This is a genomic window from Aeromicrobium sp. CTD01-1L150 (assembly GCF_041951745.1).
In the GTDB taxonomy this organism is placed as follows: Bacteria; Actinomycetota; Actinomycetes; order Propionibacteriales; family Nocardioidaceae; genus Aeromicrobium.
Genome location: NZ_CP169555.1, coordinates 2,062,609 through 2,083,825 on the forward strand (window position 1 = coordinate 2,062,609; position 21,217 = coordinate 2,083,825).

The 21,217-nt window shown below is 70.8% G+C and carries 18 protein-coding genes; 4 read left to right on the forward strand and 14 right to left on the reverse strand.

Annotated elements, in window-relative coordinates; translation table 11 throughout:
- The first annotated feature begins 1 nt into the window (after position 1).
- The gene (locus tag ACEVFP_RS10250; protein WP_374999361.1) at positions 2-1,204 is read left to right on the forward strand and encodes an ROK family protein; all 1,203 of its coding nucleotides are present in this window, start codon (positions 2-4) and stop codon (positions 1,202-1,204) included.
- A gap of 32 nt (positions 1,205-1,236) precedes the next feature.
- Here ACEVFP_RS10250 and ACEVFP_RS10255 read toward each other — a convergent pair whose 3' ends face one another.
- The 11 genes from ACEVFP_RS10255 to dut form a co-directional block, all read right to left on the reverse strand.
- Complete coding sequence (locus tag ACEVFP_RS10255; RefSeq protein WP_375003806.1) at positions 1,237-2,457, reverse strand: ROK family protein; 1,221 nt, start codon at positions 2,455-2,457, stop codon at positions 1,237-1,239.
- Positions 2,458-2,464: 7 nt separating this feature from the next.
- Positions 2,465-3,751: a sugar ABC transporter permease gene (locus tag ACEVFP_RS10260; RefSeq protein WP_374999362.1), complete on the reverse strand. Its 1,287-nt coding sequence runs from the start codon at positions 3,749-3,751 to the stop codon at positions 2,465-2,467.
- 31 nt (positions 3,752-3,782) lie between these two features.
- Positions 3,783-4,571, reverse strand: a complete 789-nt coding sequence (locus ACEVFP_RS10265; protein ID WP_374999363.1) for an ATP-binding cassette domain-containing protein — start codon at positions 4,569-4,571, stop codon at positions 3,783-3,785.
- 83 nt (positions 4,572-4,654) lie between these two features.
- On the reverse strand, positions 4,655-5,725 hold the full coding sequence (locus ACEVFP_RS10270; protein ID WP_374999364.1) for a sugar ABC transporter substrate-binding protein: 1,071 nt from the start codon (positions 5,723-5,725) through the stop codon (positions 4,655-4,657).
- A 250-nt stretch (positions 5,726-5,975) separates the two neighbouring features.
- Complete coding sequence (locus ACEVFP_RS10275; RefSeq protein WP_374999365.1) at positions 5,976-8,798, reverse strand: aconitate hydratase; 2,823 nt, start codon at positions 8,796-8,798, stop codon at positions 5,976-5,978.
- A 152-nt stretch (positions 8,799-8,950) separates the two neighbouring features.
- Complete coding sequence (locus ACEVFP_RS10280) at positions 8,951-9,664, reverse strand: hypothetical protein (protein WP_374999366.1); 714 nt, start codon at positions 9,662-9,664, stop codon at positions 8,951-8,953.
- Positions 9,661-13,227 carry an SCO7613 C-terminal domain-containing membrane protein gene (locus ACEVFP_RS10285; RefSeq protein WP_374999367.1) on the reverse strand — a complete coding sequence of 1,189 codons (3,567 nt, stop codon included), beginning with the start codon at positions 13,225-13,227 and terminating at the stop codon, positions 9,661-9,663. Before ACEVFP_RS10285 ends, ACEVFP_RS10280 begins: the two co-directional genes overlap by 4 nt.
- A gap of 48 nt (positions 13,228-13,275) precedes the next feature.
- Complete coding sequence (locus ACEVFP_RS10290) at positions 13,276-14,472, reverse strand: class I SAM-dependent RNA methyltransferase (protein ID WP_374999368.1); 1,197 nt, start codon at positions 14,470-14,472, stop codon at positions 13,276-13,278.
- A gap of 333 nt (positions 14,473-14,805) precedes the next feature.
- The gene (locus tag ACEVFP_RS10295) at positions 14,806-15,471 is read right to left on the reverse strand and encodes a DUF3159 domain-containing protein (protein ID WP_374999369.1); all 666 of its coding nucleotides are present in this window, start codon (positions 15,469-15,471) and stop codon (positions 14,806-14,808) included.
- Positions 15,468-16,166 carry a DUF3710 domain-containing protein gene (locus ACEVFP_RS10300; RefSeq protein ID WP_374999370.1) on the reverse strand — a complete coding sequence of 233 codons (699 nt, stop codon included), beginning with the start codon at positions 16,164-16,166 and terminating at the stop codon, positions 15,468-15,470. Before ACEVFP_RS10300 ends, ACEVFP_RS10295 begins: the two co-directional genes overlap by 4 nt.
- Entirely contained in the window at positions 16,163-16,666 is a 504-nt protein-coding gene (dut, locus tag ACEVFP_RS10305; protein WP_374999371.1) for a dUTP diphosphatase, read from the reverse strand. Before dut ends, ACEVFP_RS10300 begins: the two co-directional genes overlap by 4 nt.
- A gap of 65 nt (positions 16,667-16,731) precedes the next feature.
- Here dut and ACEVFP_RS10310 point away from each other — a divergent pair, with 65 nt between their 5' ends.
- Positions 16,732-17,229 (forward strand): DUF3093 domain-containing protein, encoded by a 498-nt coding sequence (locus tag ACEVFP_RS10310; protein ID WP_374999372.1) that lies wholly within the window; start codon positions 16,732-16,734, stop codon positions 17,227-17,229.
- Positions 17,216-17,677: a DUF4235 domain-containing protein gene (locus ACEVFP_RS10315; protein WP_374999373.1), complete on the forward strand. Its 462-nt coding sequence runs from the start codon at positions 17,216-17,218 to the stop codon at positions 17,675-17,677. Before ACEVFP_RS10310 ends, ACEVFP_RS10315 begins: the two co-directional genes overlap by 14 nt.
- On the opposite strand, the gene ACEVFP_RS10320 is transcribed toward ACEVFP_RS10315, so the two are convergent.
- From ACEVFP_RS10320 to ACEVFP_RS10330, 3 genes are read right to left on the reverse strand one after another with little or no spacing between them, the layout of a single operon-like run.
- Entirely contained in the window at positions 17,671-17,970 is a 300-nt protein-coding gene (locus ACEVFP_RS10320; RefSeq protein WP_374999374.1) for a DUF4193 domain-containing protein, read from the reverse strand. The genes ACEVFP_RS10315 and ACEVFP_RS10320 overlap by 7 nt on opposite strands.
- A gap of 60 nt (positions 17,971-18,030) precedes the next feature.
- Positions 18,031-18,819 carry an inositol monophosphatase family protein gene (locus ACEVFP_RS10325; protein ID WP_374999375.1) on the reverse strand — a complete coding sequence of 263 codons (789 nt, stop codon included), beginning with the start codon at positions 18,817-18,819 and terminating at the stop codon, positions 18,031-18,033.
- On the reverse strand, positions 18,816-19,856 hold the full coding sequence (locus ACEVFP_RS10330) for a ferrochelatase (RefSeq protein WP_374999376.1): 1,041 nt from the start codon (positions 19,854-19,856) through the stop codon (positions 18,816-18,818). The genes ACEVFP_RS10325 and ACEVFP_RS10330 overlap by 4 nt, the downstream gene beginning before the upstream one ends.
- 96 nt (positions 19,857-19,952) lie before the next feature.
- On the opposite strand from ACEVFP_RS10330, the gene ACEVFP_RS10335 reads away from it, so the two are divergent.
- Positions 19,953-21,206 carry an MFS transporter gene (locus ACEVFP_RS10335; RefSeq protein WP_374999377.1) on the forward strand — a complete coding sequence of 418 codons (1,254 nt, stop codon included), beginning with the start codon at positions 19,953-19,955 and terminating at the stop codon, positions 21,204-21,206.
- Positions 21,207-21,217 lie beyond the last annotated feature (11 nt).

Genomic DNA, 21,217 nt, shown 5'->3' on the forward strand with positions numbered 1-21,217 from the left:
GGTGAGCACCACCTCGCTCGCCGCGAGTCGCGTCGGCACCGAACGGCTTCGTCGCCACAACACCGCCCGCGTCCTGAGGTCGCTGCGCGAGCAGGGGCCGGCGAGCCGTTCGGTGCTGTCCGGACGAACTGACCTCGCCAAGGCGACCGTCGGTGCCATCGTCTCCGACCTGGCCGACCGCGACGTGGCGCGCGAGGGCGAGCCGGAAGGCGCCGCACGCGGCCGTCCGTCGCGGCCGGTCTCGCTCGTCCGGGGCACGCTGCTCGGCCTGGGGCTGGAGGTCAACGTCGACTACGTCGCCGTGGCCGTGGTGGACCTCGCCGGTGGCGTGGTGACGTCCCGCACGCGTCCGAGCGACGCGCCGACTGCCCTGACGGCCGCGCAGGACCTGGCCCGGGAGGTCCTCGCCGACCTCGACGGCACCGTCGTCGGGGCCTGTCTCGCCGTGCCGGGACTGGTCGAGGTCGACGACACCGTCGCCTGGGCCCCCAACCTGCGGTGGGAGGACGCGACTCCCGGCAGGCAGCTCGCCGACGCCCTCGGCCTCGACGTGTCCGTCGAGAACGACGCAAACCTCGCGGCGGTCGCCGAGGGGGTCCACGGCGCGGCGCAGGGGGCACGCCACGCCCTCTACCTCACGGGAACGGTCGGCATCGGCGCCGGCATCCTCCAGGACGGCCGGCTCGTGCGCGGCGCGGGGTTCGCCGGCGAGGTCGGTCACATGCCGCTCGGCATCGCTGATGCCCGGTGCGGCTGCGGCCGACTCGGGTGCTGGGAGGCCACGATCGGTCTGCGTCCCATGCTGGCCGCCGTGCGCGACCCTGAGACCGCGCCGGGGCATCCGGCCGCGGGCGGTCACGAGAACACCGACCCTCTCGATGCGGCCCGCAGGGTGGCCCGACGGGCCGACCAGGACCCTCGCGTGCGCGCGGCCCTCACCGACCTGGGAGGCCACCTGGGACACGGCATCGCCTCCCTGAGCTCCATCCTCGATCCCCAGACCGTGGTGCTCGGCGGCTACTTCGCGCCGCTCGCTCCCTGGCTGATCCCGGTCGCCCGCGACGTCATCGACCAGCGACTTCCGTCCGCGGACCGGCACCGGCCGGCACTGCACCCCGGGGCCCTGGGCATCGAGGCCGCCGCCGTGGGAGCGGGCGAGCAGGCACTGCTCGGCATCCTGGAGGGCACCGTCGCCGTGCCGTGACCCGTGCGCCGTGAGCGGTAGCCCGGGCGGCGTCAGGCCGAGCCGGCGAAGATCCGGTCGACGTCGGTGGCAGCGTGTGACAGCACCGCCACAGGATCCTGCAGCAGAGGGGCGAACGCCATCTCCGCAGCACCCACCAGCACGGTGTCCGCGCCCAGTGCCGGCAGAGTCACGCGCACCTGCTCACGGGGCGCGACCAGGGCGTGGGAGTGCAACGTGGTGTCCACCTCCTCGCGCACGAGCCGATAGAGCGGGCGCAGGTAGCCTCCCAGCACCACGACCCGCGGATTGAGCAGGTTCACCGCGCTCGCGATGCCGCGGCCCAGATCGTGTCCGACCTGACGCAGCGCGTCGTTGGGCTCCTCCATACCGGCCAGGAACTCGCCCAGCGAGGCCACCTGATCGTGAGGGCAGCCGACCGCCTTGGCGATCGCGGGCGCACCGATCTGCGTCTCCCAGCACCCGCAGTTGCCGCAGTGGCACAGCTGACCGGCCGGATCCATCTGCAGGTGGCCGATCTCGCCGGCGTAGCCGCCGCCACCGCCCAGGTGATGACCGTCCAGGATGATGCCGGCACCCACGCCCACCTCCCCGGAGAGGTAGATCAGGTCGGCGTCGTCCAGTCCCGCGCCACGCACGTGCTCGGCCAGCGCACCCAGGTCGGCGTCGTTGCCCACTCGCACGTCGGCGAGCGCGCCGAGTCTTTCGGCGAGCACCTCACCGAACGGCAGATCGGTCCAGCCGAGGTTCGGGGCGAGCCTGACCAGTCCGTCGCTGCGGCGCACCAGGCCCGGCACGGAGACTCCCACCCCGACGAGGGCCGAACCGGCGGACGCGTCCCCGACGACGTCGCGCAGCAGCGCGACCACGGCCTCCACAGTGGCCTCGGGGGTTCGTGAGGCCGGGATCGGTGCCGATACACGCGCCAGCACCTCCCCTCCGAGACCCACCCGGGCCACCTCGAGTCCGGAGACGCCGACGTCGACGGCGAGCACATAGGCCCCGTCAGCCCTGGGCACCACGTCCGGCGACGGACGCCCCGCACCGTTGCGGGAGGCCACCGGCGCTGCCTGCTCGGCCAGACCCAGCGCCTCGAGCTCGCCGACCAGCCCGGCGATGGTGCTGCGATTGAGCTCCATCGTGGTGGTCAGCGACGCCCTGGAGATCCGCCCGAGCCGGTGGACGTGCCCCAGCAGCGTGCCGAGGTTGTGCCGACGCACTGCCTCCTGGTTGGTTCCTGCCCCGGAGCGCATCACGGGCTCACCCCAGTCCCGTGGCCGAGCGACGCCTCCGCGAGACAGCATCGACGCTGGCGGCGAGCAGCAGGACACCGCCGGTCACCAGGAAGTTGATGTAGCTGGCCTGGTTGAGCAGCCCCAGTCCGTTGGCGATGGTTGCGATCACCACACCGCCGATCACGGCATCGCGCGCCTTCCCCTTGCCTCCGAACAGGCTCGTGCCGCCGATCACCGCCGCACCGACGGCGTACAGCAGCGTGTTCCCGGCACCCGATGACGGAGAGACCTTGCCGGCATAGGACGCGGCGATGATGCCGCTGATGGCGGCCATGGAGGAACAGATCATGAAGACCGACACCCGGATCCGGTCCACGTTGATGCCGGCCCGGCGGGCCGCCTCCCGGCTGCCACCGACGGCGTACACGTGGCGTCCGTAGCGGGTCTTGGTCAGGATGAAGGTCCAGAAGATCAGCAGCACAGCGACCAGCGGCAGGACGTAGGGGATGCCCTCGATCGGGAAGTTGGGGTTGCGGCTGCGGTTCACGCTCAGCACCGCAGTGACGCCGATGACGATGGCCGCCATGCCGCCGATCTTGAACAGGACCACGCTGAACGGCTCGTGCTGCAGGCCCCGTGAGACCTGCGTGCGGTGCCGCAGCAGAGCCAGCGCCGCGTAGAGCCCGACGATGCCGAGGGCGAGGACCCAGCCGATGATCACCGGCATCGTGTTGATCGTGATGCCACGCAGGACGGGATGGTCGACCCGGACCGATCCGCCCTGACCGATCATCCGCAACGTCACGCCCTGCAGGGCGAGGAAGAACGCCAGCGTGACCACGAAGGAGGGAATGCCCAGCTTGGCCACGAGCAACCCGATCGCCAGCCCGATCACCATCCCGCACAGCACGCCGGCGATCACCGCCAGGAACCACGGCAGGCCCTGGCTGACGATGGCCAGGGCGGCGAACGTCGCCGCCACCGCACCGGCCACACCGGCCGACAGGTCGATGTCGCCCATCAGCAGCACGGGGACCAGTCCCATGGCGAGGACGCAGATGGCGCCGGCCTGGGTGATGAGGTTGGCCATGTTGAGGGCCGTCAGGAAGGAGCTGCTGGCCATGCTGAAGACGACGAAGAGCACGACCAGACCCATGGTGGCGGGCAGGGCGCCCATGTCGCCGCCACGAATGCGGTTGAGGTAGGCCGTGAACGCCTCACGCAGCGTGGAGACCTGGCGTGCGTCGACGGCGAAGTCGGTGTCAGCGAGGCTGGTCGACGCCGTCGCGTCGGCCGGTTCGGTGGTGGTCATCGTGGTACTCCCGGGCAGGCGCGCACGGCGCTCAGGCGATCGTGGTGGTCGAGGTGAGGCCGAGGTCGCCGGAGCGTCCCGCGGTGATCAGCTCCACCACCTGGCTGTGGGTGACGTCGGCGGCGGCCACGTCAGCTGCGACACGGCCGAGGTAGAGGGCCGTGATGCGGTCGGCGACCTCGAAGACGTCGACCATGTTGTGCGAGATGAGCACGACGCCGAGGCCCTGGTCGGCGAGTCGGCGCACGAGCTCCAGGACCTGCTTGGTCTGCGCGACACCAAGCGCCGCCGTCGGCTCGTCCAGCAGCACGACCTTGGAGTTCCACAGCACCGACTTGGCGATGGCCACGGTCTGCCGCTGCCCGCCCGACAGGCTCGAGACGCTCTGACGCACGGACTTCACCGTCCGCACGGACAACGACGCCAACGTCTGGCGGGCCCGAGCCTCCATGGTGTGCTCGTCCAGCACGACGCCCTTGAGCTCCTCGCGACCGAGGAACATGTTCTCGACGATGTCGAGGTTGTCGCACAGCGCGAGGTCCTGGTACACGACCTCGATACCGAGCGCGGAGGCGTCCCGCGGTCCGTCGATCTGGACCGGGCGGCCGTCGAAGTAGCGCTGGCCGGACTCGGCTGCGTGGATGCCGGCGATCGTCTTGACCAGCGTGGACTTCCCGGCCCCGTTGTCGCCCACGAGGGCGGTCACCTGGCCGGGGTAGACGGCGAAGTCGACGTCGTGGAGGACGTGGACGGCGCCGAAGCTCTTGTTGATGCCACGCAGCTCCAGCAGGGGCTCGGGCAGCGGTGCGGTGCTGCTCATGTGACTTCCTCCGAACGTGTCGGGCGGACGGTGGTCCGTCGGTGGTGACGCTGAGCGCGTCACCACCGACAGGTCGACCTGGGTCAGGAGATCCCGGCGTCCTCGCAGAGCGAGGCGTACTCGCCCTGGCAGAGGTCGTCGGCGCTGACTCCACCGTCGTCCACCACGGACTTGACGTTGTCGGCGTTGATCAGCTCCGGCTCGAGCAGGACCGAGGGGACCTCGCGGTCGCCGTCGACGTCCTCCGTCGTGCCATTGGTCTCGGCATCCTCACCGTTGACGAGAGCGATCGCCGTCTTGGCCAGCTCGCCGGCCTCCAGCGTGGCGGACTTGTAGACCGTCATGCACTGGTCACCTGCGAGAATGTTCTGCAGTCCCTCGACCGTGGCGTCCTGGCCGGTGACGGGAACCTCGCCCGCACGACCGTTCTTCTCCAGGATCGAGATGACCGAGCCCGCGAGACCGTCGTTGGCGGCGTAGACACCGTCCACCTCGCCGTCGGCCTGGGTGTAGAGCTGCTCGAAGATCGTGACGGCCTGCTCGTTGTCCCAGTCGGGGACGGCCTGCTCGCCGACGGCCGTGTACGGGCCTTCGTCGAGCACGCTGTGCGCACCGGCGGAGAACAGCGTCGCGTTGTTGTCCGTCGGCGCACCGTTGAGGTAGATCAGGTCGGCCTCGTCGTCGCCCAGGCACTCGGCCAGACCCTCGCCCTGCAGCTCGCCGACCCTGGTGTTGTCGAAGGAGACGTAGTAGTCGGCGGACCCGTCGAGCGTCAGGCGGTCGTAGTCGATCGTGCGGACTCCCTGCTGGCCGGCCTTTTCCTGGATGGCCGCACCGGAGTCGGAGTCCAGGTTGACGATCGCGAGGACGGTCACGCCGTCGGCGATCATGCTGTCGGCGATCGTGGCCATCGCATCGGCGTCGCCCTCGGCGTTCTGGATCTCGTACTCGACGTCGGCCTCCTCGAACGCCGCCTGGAGCGCCGGGCGGTCCGCGCTCTCCCAGCGGACCGACGACTTGGTGTCCGGCAGGATCACACCAATCTTGCCCTCGGCCCCGTCGGAGCCCTCATCCCCCGAGTCACTGCCACATCCGCTCAGGATGAGGGCCGTGCTCGCCGCTGCGGCCAGCACCAGATTGCGGGTCCGCTTCACGGGGACCGCCTCCTTCTACCTCGCGCGTCTCACGAACGCCAGCACTCATCGCTGGGCCGTCCGCGGAGACGCAGTAAATGTTGTTTGAGAGAACGTATAGCGTGACAGCCGTCACGTCCAGCGTTTCGCACCACATTCTGCGATGCAAACAACATTTGTCCGAGGAGAGGTCTCACCGGCCGCGAGCAGCGAACCGCACCGGAACGTCGGGCGGACGCTGGCGCCGGCGGTGAGAGGTCCCTCGTGAGTGTCAGAGCAGGCTGCGCAGGACGTACGGCATGATGCCGCCGTTGCGGTAGTAGCTGGCCTCTCCAGGGGTGTCGATGCGGACGACGGCCTCGAACTCCACGCCTCCCCCGGCGGCACCCCCATCGGCCTTCACCGACACCGTCGCGGGGATCCCCCCGTCGTTGAGCGCCGTGACACCAGTGACCTCGAAGGTCTCCTCGCCGCTCAGCCCGAGCGACTCGGCGTTCTCGCCCTCGGGGTACTGCAGTGGCAGCACGCCCATGCCGATCAGGTTGGAGCGGTGGATGCGCTCGTAGGACTCGGCGATGACGACCTTCACCCCGAGCAGCGAGGTGCCCTTGGCCGCCCAGTCACGCGACGAGCCCGAGCCGTACTCCTTGCCCGCCAGGACGACCAGCGGCACACCGGCGGCAATGTACTTCTCCGACGCCTCGAAGACCGTGGTGACCTCGCCCCCACCGAGCAGGTCGCGGGTGAAACCACCCTCGGTGCCCGGTGCCAGCTCGTTGCGAAGGCGGATGTTGGCGAACGTGCCGCGGATCATGACTTCGTGGTTGCCGCGTCGCGAGCCGTAGGAGTTGAACTCCCGGGGCTGCACACCGTGCTCGGAGAGGTACTTGCCCGCCGGGCTGTCACGCTTGATCGCACCGGCCGGCGAGATGTGGTCCGTGGTCACCGAGTCGCCGAGCTTGAGCAGCACACGCGCACCGGAGATGTCGGTGACCGGCTCCGGCTCCAGGCCCATGCCGTCGAAGTACGGAGCCCGGCGCACATAGGTCGAGCTCTCGTCCCACTCGAAGATGTCACCCTCGGGCGTCGGCAGGTTCTGCCAACGCTCGTCACCTGCGAAGACGTCGGCGTACTCCGAGGTGAAGGTCTCGGAGTCGATGGAGCTGGCGATGACGTCCTCGATCTCGCGCGGGGACGGCCAGATGTCCTTCATGTAGACGTCGTTGCCGTCGTGGTCCTGGCCGAGCGGGTCCTCGAAGAGGTCGACGTCCATGGAGCCCGCCAGGGCGTAGGCGATGACCAACGGCGGGGACGCCAGGTAGTTCATCTTGACGTCGGGATTGATTCGGCCCTCGAAGTTGCGGTTGCCCGAGAGCACCGACGTGACGGCGAGGTCGCCGTCGTTGACCGCCGCGCTGACCTCGGGGATCAGTGGCCCGGAGTTGCCGATGCACGTGGTGCAGCCGTAGCCGACGAGGTTGAAGCCGAGCTTGTCCAGGTAGGGCGTGAGGCCGGACTTCTCGAAGTACTCGGTGACCACCTTCGAACCGGGCGCCAGCGTCGTCTTGACCCACGGCTTGCGCGCCAGGCCCTTCTCGACCGCCTTCTTGGCGAGCAGGGCCGCACCGATCATGACCGACGGGTTGGACGTGTTGGTGCACGACGTGATGGCCGCGATGGTCACGGCGCCGTGGTCCAGCTCGAACTCGGTGCCGTCCTCCAGCGTGACGTGCTGCGGGTTGGACGCACGTCCGTTGTCCTTGGCGGCGCAGCTCAGGTAGTCGCGTGCCGGCGTCTGACCGTGCGCGTCGTCGTTGGCCGGCGGGTCGGAGGCGGGGAAGCTCTCCTCCAGTGACTCGTCCCACTCCCCCGAAGCCGGCTCGACCTCGTGGTCGACGTAGGCGCGCAGCGCCCCACGGAAGGTGTCCTTGGCGTCGGACAGCGCGACGCGGTCCTGCGGCCGCTTGGGACCGGCGATGGAGGGTACGACGGTGGACAGGTCAAGCTCGAGGTACTCGGAGTAGCGAGGCTCGGCGTCGGGGTCGTGCCACAGACCCTGCGCCTTGGCGTAGGCCTCGGTGAGCGCGATCTGCTCCTGGCTGCGTCCGGTGAGCTCCATGTACTTGGTGGTCTCCTCATCGATCGGGAAGACCGCGATCGTGGAGCCGTACTCGGGGCTCATGTTGCCGATGGTCGCGCGGTTGGCCAGCGGCACGGCGCTGACGCCGGAGCCGTAGAACTCCACGAACTTGCCGACGGCACCGTGCTCGCGCAGCATCTCGGTGATGGTGAGGACCAGGTCCGTGGCGGTGGCGCCCTCGGGCAGCTCGCCGGAGAGCTTGAAGCCGACCACGCGCGGGATGAGCATGCTGATCGGCTGGCCGAGCATGGCGGCCTCGGCCTCGATACCGCCCACGCCCCAGCCGACGACGCCCAGGCCGTTGACCATCGTGGTGTGGGAGTCGGTGCCGACGCAGGAGTCCGGGTAGGCGACCGTTGCCCCGTCGCTGTCGCGGGTGAACACGACGCGCGCCAGGTGCTCGATGTTGACCTGGTGCACGATGCCGGTGCCGGGCGGGACGACCTTGAAGTCGTTGAAGGCACCCTGACCCCAGCGCAGGAACTTGTAGCGCTCGTTGTTGCGCTCGTACTCGATCTCGACGTTGCGCTCGAAGGCCTCCGGAGTGCCGAAGACGTCGGCGATGACGGAGTGGTCGATGACCATCTCGGCGGGCGCCAGCGGGTTGATCTTGCCGGCGTCACCGCCCAGCTCGGCCATGGCCTCACGCATCGTGGCAAGGTCGACGACGCAGGGGACGCCGGTGAAGTCCTGCATGATCACCCGGGCGGGGGTGAACTGGATCTCCTTGCTGGGGTCGGCCTCGGCGTCCCAGCCGGCGAGCGCCTCGATGTCGGCCTTGGTGATGTTGGCGCCATCCTCGGTGCGCAGCAGCGCCTCGAGCAGCACCTTGAGGCTGAACGGCAGGGACGAGACGTCAAGCCCGTCGCCACTGACCTGGTCGAGCCGGTAGATCTCGTAGGAGGCATCGCCCACCTCGAGAGTCTGCTTGGACTGGAAGCTGTCGACGCTCATCGTGTCTCCTTCGCGGGGGTCAGTCCCATCCTGCCGAGGCGAGCGGTGTCCCGCCACGTCAGGTGAACCTAAGTCGGAACCTCAAAGTCTCTTGACATCAAGATACATGACGTCGAGACGAGACGCACACCGCCGCGACACCGGCCACCGCGTCAGCGCAGGGCCGGAAGCTGCCAGATCAGCGGCCAGAAGAAGCCGACATACGTGCTGCAGACGGCCACCACCCCGAGGACACCCACCGCGTCCAGAGCCACGAGGGCACGCCGCCGCGACGTGCTGGTGGCATCGCCGCCCCGGACCACCCGACTGCGCACCAGCAGGTCCACGAGGTGGCGTGAGAACGGAAGCAGCGCGGTCAGCAGCAGCACCCCCACCGCGACGTATGCGGCCCCACCCACGTGCCAGGCCTCCGGCGTGAACCGACGCAGGACGGTGGGCAGGCCCACGGGGATCGCGGCGACCGCGAGATCGAGCAGTCCCACCAGGACGATGCCGCGGAGCAGGCCGCGCACGGCACCCAGCCGCTCCCCTGTCGACGCGTCCACGACGGCGAGCCCCGAACGATGCTTGCCGATGCTGTGCCCCCGGATGCCCTGGCGCAGGCCGTTGTTCCACAGCAGGAATGCCTCGCCGGCCACGATGCCGCTCAGCAGCAGGTCGTCGGAGAGTCCGACGGACCACAGCGTCCCCTCGGAGCCACGCAGGACGTGCACGAGCAGATACAGCAGTGCACCACCGGTGAACGCGACGCAGAACAGCAGCACGTCCTGCATGAACGCCGAACGACGCAGCTCTGCGACGGACCTGACCTCCTCCGGCCCGCCGTCGGGCCCCGCTTCTGGCCCAGTCTCGAACTCATCCGTCATCGCAATGCTCCGACCCAACGCACGGCAGCCCGTCCGTCCTTGACCCGCTGTTCCCACGTGATTCCTGCTCCCAGCATGGCAGCACCCGCCGCCGCGATCAGCACCCATCGGGGCAACCCCCAGGCATAGGGCCCGATGTTGGTGAGGACGATCAGCGCCGCCACGACGGCACCGGCGATGAACGGGGCCTGCCAGCTCAGCACGATGCCGGCCACCAGGACACCCAGCGCAGCGAGGCCCAGCAGCAGAGCCCGCAGGCTCGTCGGGTCGTCCAGAGCCTGAGGCAGGCTCGGCAGGAGCGTGAGCAACAGTCCCGGTCCCATCGTCACCGGCGTGCGCAGGTCTGCTCGTCCCGCAGGTGGGCGGACGGTGAGCCACACCCCGAGCCCGAGCAGGATGACGCCGAACGGCAGCGTGTACGCCTCGACCACACCGACCTCGCTCGCCACGAGACGTAGCACGTAGGCAGCGGCCAGCAGCCCGGCACCGATCCACCGGTACCAGTGTCGGCGCGCGACCAGGAGGGACAGGGCGGCAGCCACCGCGCCCAGGATGGTCAGGAGGAGGGCGACGTGCGCAGGACCGCTCGTCGCGGCACCCTGCAGCACTGCGGCGATCGCCAGGAGTGCGGCGGCAACCTCCACACCGTCGCCACCGAGGGACGGCCGCAGCACGAGAACCGCCACGACGCCGGCCAGGCAGGCGACCAGCACGAGCAGCAGGCTCGTCGTGGACTGCTCGAGGCCGGCGAGCTCCGCCACGGGCCACACCGTCGCCGCCAGCACCAGTGCCGCGACCCCAGCCGCACCGTCGCGCAGCGGCCCGGAGGGCACCCGCCACGCCGCCAACGCGAGCACCACCGCCGACACCGGCCACACCCAGACCGCGAGCGACGCGGAGTCGACGGTCTCCAGCACCGGGAGCAGGACGACACCTGCTGCGAGGGGCACGTACCACCGGCGCCGGCCGACCAGGCTCCCCAGGACCAGCAGTGCGGTCGCGGTGACGAGCAGGAGTGCGACGTGCGTCTGCAGGTCGAGCCGGCTCATGCCGGGCCCAAGAGCACCCACGAGCAGCACCGCCCCGGCCACCTCCACGCCATCGGCCCCTCGGCGCCTCGGGAGCGCCAGTGCTGCGACCAGGACCAGCAGACCCGCGAGGACCACCGCCGTCACCCGGGTGGAGGGCGCGACGTCGAGCAGGTGGGTCACCGGGACCACTGAGAGACCGGCCACCAGAGCGGCCAGGGCGGCCGCGACCACACGGACGCCGTGCGAACGCACCCGAACGGAAGCGGCTGCGGCGACGACGGCGGCGAGCGGCCAGCACCAGGCCGCGGTGTCCCAGACCCCCGCGCTGACCGGCACCGCGGTCAGGGCGGACGCGGCCGCCAGCGGCGCGTACCACCGGCGCCGCTGGGCCACGAAGGAGAGGATGAGCACCGGCAGGGCGAGCAGCATCAGCAGGATCGCGAACCCCGGGGGGTCGAGGATGATCACGCCCTGTGCCAGGGACCAGGTCACGATGACGGCTGCCGCGACCTCGATACCGGCACGCCCGCCACGTCCCCGCACGAGGAGCACGGCGACGGCGGCCAGTACGACGGCGGTCCCGGCCATCACGTGGGTGACGACCACTGCGTCCTGCTCCAGCTGCGCCATCGCCACGGCGACCGTGCCCGCAGCCCACAGGGCCGCGACGGATGCCAGGGCCTCACGCCAGGCACGGATCGTCGTCCTGGCGGCCAGGAGGGACAGGACGACCACTGCGACCGGCCAGGAGATCAGGCAGGCCCACCACGAGTCGAGCGCCGCGAACGGAGCAAGCGCCACGACACCGGTGCCGGTCACCCCGCGCACGTCGAGCCTCGAACCGCCGCACCATGCGAGTCCGCCGCCGCCGAGGACGAGGGTCAGGGCGAGCAGCACCGCAGGAGGTTCGAGCAGTGCCACGGTCGCCCAGAGTCCCGTGGCGCCGACCAGCAGCGCAGCGGTGGTGACCTGCGGCCTGACGGCGGTTCCGGCGAGCCGACCGAAAAGAAGGAGCGCCGCCACCAATGCTCCCGTGGCGACCGCGGCCGACCACGCCTCGTTCGGGTACTCGGTGAACGTCTGCAGCCGATGGCCCAGGGCACTCGCACCCTGGCCTGATGCGCCCTCGCCCACCACCTCCAGGATCGCCGCGGCGTCGATGAGGACCACGCCGGCCAGCAGCGTCCCAGGGACCGCAGCCGCCGCTGCGAGCCCCCGTCCCACCGCGCCCGTCCCAAGGGCCGCAGTGACCACGAGCAGGACCGAGAGCGCGACGATGGCGCCCTCCATGCCCCACTGCTCGCTCGCCGGGAGGACGACCAGCTGGCCCGCCCCGAGCACCGCAGCAGCGCTCAGGACACTGACCAGGAGCGGGACGGCACGGGCGGCGACGACCCCAGCGGCCAGGAGGAGGACCACCACGAGCAGCGGCACCCCCTGGGCATCTCCCACGAGCTCGGCCGCGCCGGGATGGCTCCAGGCCTGCTCGTGGGCGATGCCGGCGGCCACGAGGGCGAACCCGGCACCGACCACGGCACCGATCAGCCCGCCGACCACCAAGGAGAGCCGTGACAGCACCCAGCCCGAGGCCACCAGGAGCGCCGCCACCGCGAGGACGGCCCAGAACGGGCCGAGCCCGAGGTCGACGAGGTCCGGGCCACGCTCGACGATCGCGTAGACCACGGCCAGCCCTGCGATCACCGACGGGGCGACGAGCCTGACGGCATCGGCCCCGGGAGTGCTCGCCTCGAGGTGCCGCCGGCCGAGCCTGACGGCCCAGACCGCGAACGCGACCGTCGCGGCGGCCCAGGTCAGGTCCACGGGAGCGGCCGCGACGGCGTCGAGCCCGAACAGACCCTGGACCCACGACGCGAACCAGACGATGCCGAAGAAGGCGAGGAAGACGGTCCACAGCGCCTCCGCGGATGCTCTCAGACCGCGACGGGTGGCGACGACTGCGGCCCAGCCGAACAGCGCCGTCACGGTCAGGAGCACGAGGGCACGACCGAGAATGCCCATCTCGCCCCAGTACACGGTGATGAAGATGCTCGCCGCCACGATGAGCGCGAGGGCCCCGAGGGCGAGCAGGACGGTGCCGACCGACACACGGCGGCGTGGCGCGCGGGCTCCAGGAGTCGGCGCGCCGTGGCCTGCGGCATCCCCCGGTGGGCGCGGTGGGCCCGGTGGAGCGGTCGAGGTCTGCGGCACGGGCTCCTGCACGGCGGTTCCGTGGCCCGGGGCCGCGCCGCCCAGGCGTGGCCCCTCTCGCACCTCGGTCCCGGTCTCGGTCTCGGTCTCGGTCTCGGTCTCGGTCTCGGTCTCGCGAGCAGGCTCCGCGACCTCCGGGACGGGGTGCGGTTCGGGCACGCGGTGCGCCCGTGCATGCTCCAGCCACGCATCGGCGGACTGCAGCGCCCGCCACACGTTGCTCGCAGCCTCGCTCGTGAGGTCCAGCCGGCACGACGGGCACATGGTCGAGCCGTCCAGTTCTGCCCGGCAGTCAGGACAGCTGCTCGGGTCAGCGAAGGTCATGCGCACACCTTGCACGGGGTGGGTGCGGGTGGCAAGCACTCTCGCATCTCAGGGTTGAGTGAGTGTCGCCACGCACTCGACGTGGTGCGTCATCGGGAACAACGCGAAACCGCGCACGCCCTGCAGGCGGTATCCCAGTCGCTCGAAGGAGGCGACGTCGCGCGCCAGGGCCGCCGGGTCACAGGCGACGTAGACGATGGTGCGGGCGCCGAGCGCCGCGAGGTCCTTGGCGGCGCGCTTCGCCCCGGTCCGTGGCGGATCGAGCACGACGACGTCCGCCGCGGGCACGGCGCCCCGGCGCAGGGCGCGCTCGGTGGTGTCGTGCACGAGACGGACGTGGTGACGGTCGTGGAGGTTGCGGCGGGCGTCCCGGGCCCCGCCGGGGTCGGCCTCGACGCTGACGACGGTGCCCTGCTCCCCCACTGCGTCGGCGAGGAAGGCCGTGAACAGTCCGACCCCGGCGTACAGGTCGGCCACGGTGTCTCCGCGCCGGACGGCGGCGGCTGCGAGCACGGCGTCGACGAGCGTGGCGGCCGCACGGGGGTGGATCTGCCAGAAGCCGGTCCCGCTGACACGGAAGTCGTGCGGTCCGACCCGTTCGACGACCGAGGGACGGCCCGTGCGGCGCTGTCCCACGGCGTCGACGACGTTCTGGATGCTCAGGCCGTCAGGTACGGGACCGTCGCAGGCCACGAGCTGTTCTCCCGTGGAGGAGATGACCGTTTGCACGAGCTCGTCCTGCCAGCGGTGGGACAGCACGTCCGGCAGGTCGGGATGGGCGATCGGGCAGGTCTGCACGGGGACGACGTCATGGGAGCGGTGTCGGCGTAGACCCGGTCGCCCCTCGTCGTCGACGGCCCAGCTCATCCGGGTACGCCACCCGAGGTCGGGGGCGACTGCCTCGACGTGCCCGTCCCACGTCACTCCGGCGAGACGCTGGAGCTGCTCGCGGACGACGTCGGTGAGCAGCTCGCGCTGTCGCTCGGGGCTGACGTGCTGGAAGTCGCACCCTCCGCACGTGCCTGCCAGCTCGCACGGGGGCTCGACTCGCCCCGGGGCGGACCCCACCACGTCGACGGCGTCGGCGCGCAGGAAGCGTCCGGCGTCCTCGGTGATCCGGATCCGGACGGTCTCACCGGGCAGAGTGTGCCGGACGAAGACGACCTGGCCGTCGAGCCGCGCCACGCAGTGGCCCCCGTGGGCGATGGGGCCGACCTCGACCACTGGGAGAGCCTCACCCACCATGGACACCTCCCCGAACGGCCCCGGCGACCACGCGTGCGCGGAGCGCACCATCGACACAGCGGGCGATGGGGCCGACCTCGACCACTGGGAGAGCCTCACCCACCATGGACGTCTCCCCGAACGGCCCCGGCGACCACGCGTGCGCGGAGCGCACCATCGACACAGCGGGCGACGGGGCCCACCTCGACCACTGGGAGAGCCTCACCCACCATGGACGTCTCCCCGAACAGCCCCGGCGACCACGCGTGCGCGAAGCGCACCATCAACACAGCGGGCGACAGGGCCCACCTCGACCACAGGAAGAGCCTCACCCACGGCGAGCTCAGGCACGGCTCATGCCCCAGGCGACGGTTCGGCGTCGTCGCCGGAGCTCTCCCCGATGGGGGTTCGGTCACGGCTGAGCACCCAGGCCATGGCGGCGAAGGAGGCAACCTGCAACGGCCAGCCGAGGACGATCTTGGACGTGCCGAGCAGCGCCACCTGGTCGGTGGCCCACAGGGGGTACTGCACCAGGACGCGCAGGACGCAGGGCGCTGCGAGCAACCAGGTGAGCGTGGAGCACAGCTTCACGATGCCCCGCTCGTCGTGCCACTCGGTGACCTCCCCGGTGATGCTGCCGATGATGAACCCGACCAGCGGCCATCCCACGAGGATGGAGGCGATCAGGACCACGGCGTATCCGCCGTTGTAGAGGATTCCGGGCAGGAAGACGTCGCGGGCCTCTCCGCTGCGAGCGGCGAAGAGGGCTGCGATGCCGATGCCGACGAGCGCGGTGACCACGAACTGCGGTGTGGAGCGCTGCACGAGGCGGACGATGAGCAGCAGGACCGTGATCGCGATGCTGATGATGAGTGAGCGACGCAGGTCGCTGCTGATGATCCAGCTGATCGTGAACGCGATGGTGGGGACGGCGCTCTCCACGACGCCCCGGCCGCCGCCGAGAGCCTTGGAGAGCTGCTGACGGACGAGCGCCTCGACGGTCTCGATGTGCTGGTTCATGACTGGGGTTCCCCGTCGTCGCTCGAGGCTTCGGGGGCTGCGTCGCCATCGTCGCCTGGGCCGTCCTCAGGGGCCTCCTCGGGACTCACCAGGCCCTTGGCCTGGATCGGCAGCGCCTCGCGGGCGAGCCGTGGCTCGGGTCCGCGCACGACGATGGTGTCGCGGAGCGTCTCGGCGAGGATGCCGTCGTCGCTGGGTTCGAGCGCTGCGCGCCCGAGGAAGGTCGCCCGCAGCATCCAGCGGGGCCCCTCGACCACGACGATGCGGGTGGGCTGCACACCGGCCTCGCCGTCCGGCGTCTTGGCGGGCACACGGACGTGCAGCTCGGTCCCGTAGGGCCCTTCGACCTCTTCGTAGGTGCCGTCGCGTCGTTCGACCTCCTGTGCCATCTCGGGGCGCACGTCGTCCCAGAGCCCGCCACTGCGAGGCGCGGCGAAGGCACGGAGCTCCAGCCCGGAGTCCTCGGTCAGCAGGACGACTGCGGTGGGGGTGTTCTCACCCTCCTTGGGCACCCGTAGCTCGATGCCGACGCGGCCGCGCACCAGCAGGGAGCCGAGGTCGACGTGCCGGTCAGATGGTTCCTTCTCGCTGCGGTCCCAGGGTCCGTCCGGGCGACCCTCGGGCGCGACGGGGACAGGTGATGGTGTCTCGTCCTGGGCGGCTGCGGCCTGCTGCTCGCGCTTGCGCCGTCTCATCGGCCCTCCTCGTCGAAGACTGAGTTCTCGGACCCTGGATCCTCAGGGCTGGGGCTGGTCCCGGTCGAACCGTAGCCCCCGGCGCCACGGCTGGTCTCCGCGAGGGCATCGACCTCGACGAGCTCGGCCCGCTCCACGCGTTGCACGACGAGCTGGGCGATGCGGTCACCGCGCTGGAGGGTGACGGCCTCACGGGTGTCGTGGTTGATGAGCAGCACCTTGATCTCGCCCCGATACCCGGCATCGACCGTGCCGGGCGCGTTGACGACGGAGAGTCCGTGCCGCAGCGCGAGTCCCGAGCGCGGGTGCACGAACGCCGCATGACCGGCCGGGAGGGCGATCGCGATCCCGGTGCCGACGAGCTGGCGTTCCCCCGGCGCCAGCGTGAACGAATCCGTGGCGTGCAGGTCCAGTCCGGCGTCGCCGTCGCGGGCGTAGGCCGGCAACGGCAGTCCGCGGTCCAGGCGGGTGATCTCGACTCGGTTCATCTCTGGGACCATGGCGGCGAGACTACTCGCGAGCCCCGGTGCCGCCGGTCCGGGCCCTGGTGCGGCAGGCTTGGTCCGTGCCCAGCTTCCGCGAACGCCTGATCCCGCCGCCGACATGGTGGGTCGGGGCACTGGTCTTCGCGGGAGCATGGGGTTGGCTCGTGCTCGTCGTCTCCGGCCCTTGGCCTGCCGCCGTCGCCACCGCAGGCATCGCCGCACTGGTCGCAGCGGCCCTGTGGGCCCATGGCGGCGCGGTGCTCATCTGCGTCGACGACGACGGTCTGCGGGTGGGCCGGGCATCGATGCCGCACGAGCACGTGGGACCCGTGGAAGAGCTCGGTGCCGCGGCCATGCGCGAGTGGCACGGTGCTCGTGCCGACGCGCGGGCCTGGCTCGTACACCGCGCGTACCTGCCCGAAGGTGTCAAGATCGTCGTCAACGACCCGCACGATCCGACGCCGTACTGGCTGGTCAGCTCCCGCCGTCCGCAAGAGCTCGCCGCCGCACTCCGGGCCCGGACCACGCCGGATCGTCCCGACCAAGCCGAGCAGGGAGGCACCGATGGCCACGCGTGACAAGCGCAAGGGCAAGGCCGACAGCGCCGCAGAGGGCAAGAACAGCAAGAAGGGTGGGGGCAAGAGCACCTGGAAGCTGCTGGACCGCGCCTCGAGCGTCGCGGCCGGCCTGCTGGCGCGAGAGGTCTCCCAGCTGACCTGGCGTGCCGCCACCGGCCGCAAACCCCCGTCCACCGGACGCAACCCGGAGGTCGACGCCAGGGAGGCCATCGCGTGGGCGGTCGTCGGCGGCGCCCTGGTCGAGCTGGTCAAGGTGCTGGTTCGGCGTTGGGCCGCGAACTACTGGGTCCGCTCCACCGGGAACCTCCCGCCGGGCATGACGTCGATCAAGGGCGCAGGCGCCGCCGGGACGATGAAGAAGCCGGCTCCCCTGGGGGAACCGGCTCCGTCGAACATCAAGCACGCCGAGCGTTCGCGATCTCGCAGACGCCGGCGTCGTTCTCAGTAGGCGCAGTCCTTGCAGATCAACTGACCGTTCTTCTCGCTCGCGAGCTGGGTGCGGTGGTGGACCAGGAAGCACGATGAGCATGTGAACTCGTCCGACTTCTTGGGAACAACCTGCACCGCGAGCTCCTCGTGCGAGAGGTCAGCCCCCGGAAGCTCGAACGATTCCGCGGCCTCGACCTCGTCCTCGTCGACCTTTCCAGAGTTCTTCTCGTGGCGGCGCGCCTTGAGCTCCTCGATGCTGTCCTCGGACTGCTCGTCTTCGGTTTTGCGAGGCGCGTCGTAGTCGGTAGCCATGAACCCTCCGTGTGTGGTGAACCGGCGTGATTGTGCCACATCCGTTCACGGGTTTCGCTGTCAGAAGCCGCAAGTCGCCACAAGGTCAAAATATTCCTGCGCCACCGCCGGGTGGGCACCCATCACCAGACGCTCGTCCGCCGGGCCGTCCAGGCCGCGCAGCACGATCCCCGACTCGGTGGCGACGAGCCCTCCTGCCGCGAGGTCCCAGGGCTGCAGACCCTGCTCGACGTACGCGTCGAGCCGTCCCTCGGCGAGGGCGCACAGGTCGAGCGCGGCCGAGCCGAGGCGACGAACATCACGCACGTGTCCGAGCAGTCGCGCCACGGCCTGCGCCTGCCGGAGCCGGACCTCGCGCACGTAGTTGAACCCGGTGCCGACGAGCATCTGCGAGAGGTCTGCGGGCGCCGGCGCCCGCAGCGGTTGCCGGGAGGTGCCGTCCCAGCGCCACGCGCCACCGCCCCGCACCGCAGCCCACTGCTCGCGCGTGACGATGTTGACCACGAACCCTGCGACCACCTCACCGTCGATGCTGGCCGCGATGGACACGGCGTAGACGGGAATGCCGTAGACGAAGTTCACCGTGCCGTCGATCGGGTCGACGACCCAGTCCACGCCGCTGGTGCCCTCGAGGGCATCGCCTTCCTCCCCCACGAAACCGTCGTCGGGTCGGGCGGCGAGCAGGCGTGAGCGGATCAGCTCCTCGGCGGCCCGGTCCACCTCGGTGACCACGTCGGTCGGGCTGGACTTGGTGTCGGCGACGCTCACCCGGCCGGTGCCACGACGCTCGGCGACCAGGTCGGCGGCCTCGAGCCCCACGGCCCGGGCGAGCTCCACCAGCTCGGTCATGGCACGGCCGGCAGCTCGGCCCGCGGGTTGGCGCAGCAGCCGACGTCGCAGGTCTCGGGGTTGGGTGGGCAACCGCCCACCACGGCCCGCCGGGTGTCGGGGTCGGCGGCCACGGCTGCGCGTTCGAGCGCGAGCTGACGAATCATCGCCACGAAGGCCGGGTGCCGATCCGGCGTGGCCGCTCGGGCGAAGCGCAGACCCAGCTTCTCGGCGGTCTTCCTCGCCTCGGTGTCGAGGTCGTAGATGACCTCCATGTGGTCGGAGACGAACCCGATCGGCACCACGACGACTGACCTGACGCCCGTGTCCGCGAGGGTCTCGAGATGGTCGTTGACGTCCGGCTCCAGCCACGGGGTGTGCGGCGAGCCCGAGCGCGAGCAGTAGGCGAGGGAGAAGTCGTGTGCGCCGGCACCGGCCGCCACGAGCCGGGCAACCTCCTCGTGCTGGGTCCGGTAGGCACCGACACCCGGGCCGCCGCTCGCATCGTTCATGGTCTCCGGGATGGAGTGGGTGACGAAGACGACGTGCGTGCCCTCCGGTGCCTGTGCGAGCTCGTGCTGGGTGGCCTCGGTGAACGGACCCACGAACCCGGGATGGTTGAAGTACAGACGCAGCCGCACCAGCTCGAGGTCGAGACCGGCCGCGGCCTGCGCGAGGTTCTCGCGGTACTGCCGGCACCCGGAGTAGGACGAGTAGGCGCTGGTGACGAAGTAGGCAACCCGACGCACCCCGTCGTCCACCATCTGCTGCATCGTGTCGCGCAGGTACGGGTCCCAGTTGCGGTTGCCCCAGTACACGGGCAGCTCGACGTCGTGCTCGCGCAGATCGGCCTCGACGGCGCCGATCAGCTCGCGGTTGAGGTCGTTGAGGGGTGACTTCCCTCCGAACAGGAAGTAGTGCTCTCCCACCTCCTCGAGCCGCTCGCGCGGGATGCCCCGCCCGGCAGTGACGTTCTGCAGGAACGGGACGACGTCCTCCGGCTTCTCCGGTCCCCCGAAGGAGACGAGCAGCAGGGCGTCGAACGGACGGGCAGCCATGGCGCCATGCTGCCATGACGCCCCTCCTCCCCTGACGGCTACTCTTGCTCCGGCCGTGCCTTCGCGAGCCGGCCGTCGAGTGCGAGGAGGGGCGGCATGAACGCGTACGCGGCGATCCTCCGACGCCCCGGGGCCGCACTCTTCAGCCTGAGCGCCCTGGTGGGTCGGTTCCCCAGCTCGATGGCCGCCCTCGGCATCGTGCTGCTGGTGCAGGATCGGACAGGCTCGTACGGGCAGGCGGGACTGGTGTCGGCGTCCTTCGTGCTGGCCCACGCGGCGTGCGCCCCCGTGCACGGTCGCCTGGCCGACCGCTGGGGCCAGGCCCGAGTGCTGTGGCTGAGCGGCGCGGTGTTCGCCGTCGGGATCTGCCTCCTGCTGCTCAGCATCGAGCTCGAGGCCCGCGCCCCGCTGCCACACCTGGCCGCTGCGCTCGGCGGCCTCGCCACGCCGCAGACCGGAGCCATGGTCAGGTCCCGGTGGACGTACGTCCTGCGCGACGAACGGGACCGAGTGCCCACCGCGTTCGCGCTGGAAGCAGTGCTCGATGAGGTGGTCTTCGTGGTGGGGCCCGTCCTCGTGACGTTCCTGACCCTCGGCGTCGCGCCCTACTCGGGACTGGCGGTCGCCGGGCTCGCCGGCACCCTCGGTGCGTGGGCCTTCGCAGCCCAGCGCGCCACGGACCCGCCCGCGCAGCCACCCGGGCCACAGCGCCGGGTCGCGATCGGGTGGGGCGTGCTGGGCCCGGTCATGCTCGCCGCCATCGGCATGGGCACGATGTTCGGCTCCATGGAGGTCGTGGTCGTCGCCTTCGCCACGGACGAGGGGCATCGTTCCTGGGCGGGCGGCATCCTCGCCGTCTGGGCTGCCGGCAGCCTCATCGCCGGCGTCCTGGTGGGCGCCCTGGCCGCGCCGGCCGATCCGGTGGCCCGCCTGCGGTGGACCACCCTCGGCCTCACCGGGCTGTTCGCACCCCTGTTCGTCGTGCCGGGCCTCATCTGGTTCACCGCCGCGATGTTCCTCGCCGGGTTCATGATCGCGCCGACGCTCATCGCGGCGATGAGCGTCGTCGAGCTGTACGTACACCCTGCGCGGCTCACCGAGGCCATGGCCTGGACGATCACGGCACTGTCGGCCGGCATCGCCCTCGGGGCCGCGGTCGTGGGCTGGGTCGTCGACCACGCGGGGGCACGCACCGGCTTCCTGGTGCCGCTCGCGGCGGCTGCCATGGCCGCAGTCGTGGCCTGGAGCTTCTGGCCCGGCCCACCGACGGGGACGCCGGGCCAGGACCAGCGAACGGCACCGATTCCGCAGCCCGGTGTTGAGCAGCGTGACCGGCTCGGTATGGCCTAGCCTTGTGCCTG

Coding starts and splice junctions, on each gene's coding strand:
- ACEVFP_RS10255 (WP_375003806.1), bottom strand. CDS start 2,457: ATGCGCTCCGGGGCAGGAACCAACCAGGAGGCAGTGCGTCGGCACAAC.
- ACEVFP_RS10260 (WP_374999362.1), bottom strand. CDS start 3,751: ATGACCACCACCGAACCGGCCGACGCGACGGCGTCGACCAGCCTCGCT.
- ACEVFP_RS10265 (WP_374999363.1), bottom strand. CDS start 4,571: ATGAGCAGCACCGCACCGCTGCCCGAGCCCCTGCTGGAGCTGCGTGGC.
- ACEVFP_RS10275 (WP_374999365.1), bottom strand. CDS start 8,798: ATGAGCGTCGACAGCTTCCAGTCCAAGCAGACTCTCGAGGTGGGCGAT.
- ACEVFP_RS10280 (WP_374999366.1), bottom strand. CDS start 9,664: ATGACGGATGAGTTCGAGACTGGGCCAGAAGCGGGGCCCGACGGCGGG.
- ACEVFP_RS10285 (WP_374999367.1), bottom strand. CDS start 13,227: ATGACCTTCGCTGACCCGAGCAGCTGTCCTGACTGCCGGGCAGAACTG.
- ACEVFP_RS10290 (WP_374999368.1), bottom strand. CDS start 14,472: ATGGTGGGTGAGGCTCTCCCAGTGGTCGAGGTCGGCCCCATCGCCCAC.
- ACEVFP_RS10295 (WP_374999369.1), bottom strand. CDS start 15,471: ATGAACCAGCACATCGAGACCGTCGAGGCGCTCGTCCGTCAGCAGCTC.
- ACEVFP_RS10300 (WP_374999370.1), bottom strand. CDS start 16,166: ATGAGACGGCGCAAGCGCGAGCAGCAGGCCGCAGCCGCCCAGGACGAG.
- dut (WP_374999371.1), bottom strand. CDS start 16,666: ATGGTCCCAGAGATGAACCGAGTCGAGATCACCCGCCTGGACCGCGGA.
- ACEVFP_RS10315 (WP_374999373.1), top strand. CDS start 17,216: ATGGCCACGCGTGACAAGCGCAAGGGCAAGGCCGACAGCGCCGCAGAG.
- ACEVFP_RS10320 (WP_374999374.1), bottom strand. CDS start 17,970: ATGGCTACCGACTACGACGCGCCTCGCAAAACCGAAGACGAGCAGTCC.
- ACEVFP_RS10325 (WP_374999375.1), bottom strand. CDS start 18,819: ATGACCGAGCTGGTGGAGCTCGCCCGGGCCGTGGGGCTCGAGGCCGCC.
- ACEVFP_RS10330 (WP_374999376.1), bottom strand. CDS start 19,856: ATGGCTGCCCGTCCGTTCGACGCCCTGCTGCTCGTCTCCTTCGGGGGA.
- ACEVFP_RS10335 (WP_374999377.1), top strand. CDS start 19,953: ATGAACGCGTACGCGGCGATCCTCCGACGCCCCGGGGCCGCACTCTTC.